Here is a 2883-nt window from a genome sequence, read left to right as displayed (position 1 = left end):
GCGCGCCAGCAGCCGCTGCAGCGGCTCCCAGCCCCACTCCTCGAACAGGATCAGCAGCGCCAGCAGCCCGCTGCCCAGGCTGGTCAGGGCCCGCAGAGGCCAGCGCAGCAGGTGGTGCAGCAGTTTTTGAATGATCTTGGCCTCTTGCGCTGGTGGGTTGTGCGCTGGTAGCTATTGAATAAGTAGCAAAACGGGTGGACTTGCCCCGCCGGGTTCACACGCCCCGGGCGCGGTCTGCCTTGAACTGCGCACGGAACGCGGCGAACTGCCCCGCATCCAGCGCCTCGCGCACCTCGCGCATGAGGTTCAGGTAGTAATGCAGGTTGTGGATGGTGGTGAGCATGGGGCCCAGCATCTCGCCGCAGCGGTCCAGGTGGTGCAGGTAGGCGCGCGAGAAACCGCCGCGCCCGCCCTGGTCCCACGGCACACCCGCGCTGCCGGCGCAGGCGTGGCAGGTGCAGGTGGTGTCGAGGGGCTGGTGGTCGGCCTTGTGGCGCGCGTTGCGGATCTTCAGGTCGCCAAAGCGCGTGAACAGCGTGCCGTTGCGCGCGTTGCGCGTGGGCATGACGCAGTCGAACATGTCCACGCCCTGGGCCACGCCTTCGACCAGGTCTTCGGGCGTGCCCACGCCCATCAGGTAGCGCGGCTTGTGGGCCGGCAGCCTGTGCGGCGTGTGCGCCATGATGCGCAGCATCTCGTCCTTGGGTTCGCCCACGCTCACGCCGCCGATGGCGTAGCCGGGGAAATCCATCTCGACCAGGCGGTCGAGCGATTCGGCGCGCAGGTTCTCGTACATGCCGCCCTGCACGATGCCGAAGAGCGCGTTGGGGTTGTTCAGGCGGTGGAACTCGTCCTGGCTGCGGCGGGCCCAGCGCAGGCTCATCTCCATCGACTGGCGTGCCTCGCGCTCGGTGGTGAGGTGACCCTTGGTCTCGTAGGGCGTGCACTCGTCGAGCTGCATCACGATGTCGCTGTTGAGCGTGGTCTGGATCTGCATGCTCACCTCGGGCGACATGAACAGCTTGTCGCCGTTCACGGGGCTGGCGAAATGCACGCCTTCCTCGGTGATCTTGCGCATGGCCCCGAGGCTCCACACCTGAAAGCCCCCCGAGTCGGTGAGGATGGGCTTGTTCCACTGCTCGAAGCCGTGCAGTCCGCCAAAGCTCTGCATCACATCGAGGCCGGGGCGCATCCACAGGTGGAAGGTGTTGCCCAGGATGATCTGCGCGCCCATGTCATGCAGGCTTTGCGGCATCACGCCCTTGACGGTGCCATAGGTGCCCACGGGCATGAAGATGGGGGTCTGCACGACGCCGTGGTTGAGCGTGAGCGTGCCGCGCCGGGCGTGGCTGGCGGGGTCGGTGGTGAGAAGGTCAAACTGCAGCATGGGCGCGATTGTCCCAGATGGGGGCTGGCCCCGCGCCCGGCCGCACCACGCCGCTACACTGGCCCGAATGGTTCAATAAAAAGGAGTGGTTGCCATGCTCAAGATTCTGATCGCCGTGGACGGCTCGGCCCTGTCGCTGGATGCCGTGCACCACGCGCTGCGGCTGGTGCAGGACGGCCTGCGCGCCAGCGTGGTGCTGGCCAATGTGCAGGAACCCGCGTCGCTGTACGAACTGGTGGTGTCGCGCGACCCCGACCTGATCGCCGCCGCCAGCGTGGAGGCCGGCGAGCACCTGATGGCGCCGGCCCGTGCGCTGCTCGAAGCCGCAGGCCTGGCCTGCGAAACGGCCGTGGGCGTGGGCGACCCGGCCCATGTGCTGGTGGACATCATCGAAAGCTCGGGCTGCGACATGGTCCTCATCGGCGCGCGCGGCCAGGGCGCCATCAGCAGTGCGCTGCTGGGATCGGTGTCGCAGGAGCTGGCCCACGCCAGCCCGGTGCCGGTGACCATCGTGAAGCACGCCGAGGTGCCGGAGGCGCTGGAAGACGGCGAAGGCATCGCAGAACCGGCGGCCTGAGCCGCAAAAGCGCCAAGGGCCGCACGCGGCGGCCCTTGGTGGTGAAAGAGGGGCTCAGGCTGCCTTGCGAAACGGCTCGGCCGTGCGTTGCAGCTTTCCATGGGGCAGGCTTGCCAGGCGCTTGAACATGCGCCGCACATAGCCGGTGACCCACAGGCATTTGTTGAGTTCGTCCACCGGCAGGGGGCCCGAAACCACCACGAGGTCGTTGGCGATGTCTTGTGCGCCCGCCGCGCGCAGGCGCCGGCGCGTGTTGTTGGCCCACGACTGGATGCGCGTGGGGCTGCCATGCTGGTGCACCTCGCCGGTGTGCACATCGAATGCAATCGCCACCGTGTCGGTTTTCAGCTTGAACCGGCGCTCGCCCGTGACCGCGCTGGGCTTTTCGCGCATGTCGTACAGGTAGTAGCTGCCTGCCTTGAGCTGGTATTGCATGTCCATGGGATGTTCCTCTCTGGCCGCATTGTCGAGGGCGCACGGTGCAGGCAATGGCAGGTTAAACGGTGGGAAAAGGGCTCTTTTTGAAGTCCCCGGACCGTCGCCGTGCCGTTTTCCGTGTGCGTGCCATTGTGGCTGTGCCTCGGCATCGCTGCGCAAAACTTGAGGGCGATGTCGTTACGAGTTGTGAGTGTACGGCGGCCGATGGGGCGTGCTCTCATGCGCATGGCGACGGGGCCGCACCCGCCGTGCATCCCTCCAGGCGGCCGTTTCGCACTGCGGGGGGCTGGACGGTTTCCGCGTCGCGGGGCCTCGCGCGGGTCAAGAGACGGGGCTGCGTGCGATGCGGGAGGTAGGTGAGATGCGTGGGAAGAGAGGGCGGTGTGCTCGGGCCGCGCGGAGGGTGTCATCGCGGGGCCGGCGAAGCCTCTGGGGCGCGCCACTTCTGGAACGGTCAGTGCAGCGCCGCCGGCGCGCTGGC

3 protein-coding genes are annotated in these 2883 nt (G+C 67.5%); 1 reads left to right on the top strand and 2 read right to left on the bottom strand.

Going from position 1 to position 2883, the window contains the following annotated elements:
- Nucleotides 1-214: 214 nt before the first annotated feature.
- On the bottom strand, nucleotides 215-1387 hold the full coding sequence (gene tgt, locus ACDELDRAFT_RS20960) for a tRNA guanosine(34) transglycosylase Tgt (protein ID WP_005800132.1): 1173 nt from the start codon (nucleotides 1385-1387) through the stop codon (nucleotides 215-217).
- Nucleotides 1388-1481: 94 nt separating this feature from the next.
- Between tgt and ACDELDRAFT_RS20955 the strand changes: the two genes are divergently transcribed.
- Complete coding sequence (locus tag ACDELDRAFT_RS20955) at nucleotides 1482-1964, top strand: universal stress protein (protein ID WP_005800130.1); 483 nt, start codon at nucleotides 1482-1484, stop codon at nucleotides 1962-1964.
- 54 nt (nucleotides 1965-2018) lie between these two features.
- Here the strand turns inward: ACDELDRAFT_RS20955 and ACDELDRAFT_RS20950 are convergent, their stop codons facing one another.
- Complete coding sequence (locus ACDELDRAFT_RS20950) at nucleotides 2019-2405, bottom strand: hypothetical protein (protein ID WP_005800129.1); 387 nt, start codon at nucleotides 2403-2405, stop codon at nucleotides 2019-2021.
- Nucleotides 2406-2883 lie beyond the last annotated feature (478 nt).

It is taken from the genome of Acidovorax delafieldii 2AN, assembly GCF_000175235.1.
Lineage (GTDB): Bacteria > Pseudomonadota > Gammaproteobacteria > Burkholderiales > Burkholderiaceae_C > Acidovorax > Acidovorax delafieldii_B.
This window is presented reverse-complemented; position numbering and strand designations above follow the sequence as displayed.

Bases quoted from the DNA above. Each gene is read 5' to 3' on its own strand.
- ACDELDRAFT_RS20955 (WP_005800130.1), top strand. From the start codon at position 1,482: ATGCTCAAGATTCTGATCGCCGTGGACGGCTCGGCCCTGTCGCTGGAT.
- tgt (WP_005800132.1), bottom strand. From the start codon at position 1,387: ATGCTGCAGTTTGACCTTCTCACCACCGACCCCGCCAGCCACGCCCGG.
- ACDELDRAFT_RS20950 (WP_005800129.1), bottom strand. From the start codon at position 2,405: ATGGACATGCAATACCAGCTCAAGGCAGGCAGCTACTACCTGTACGAC.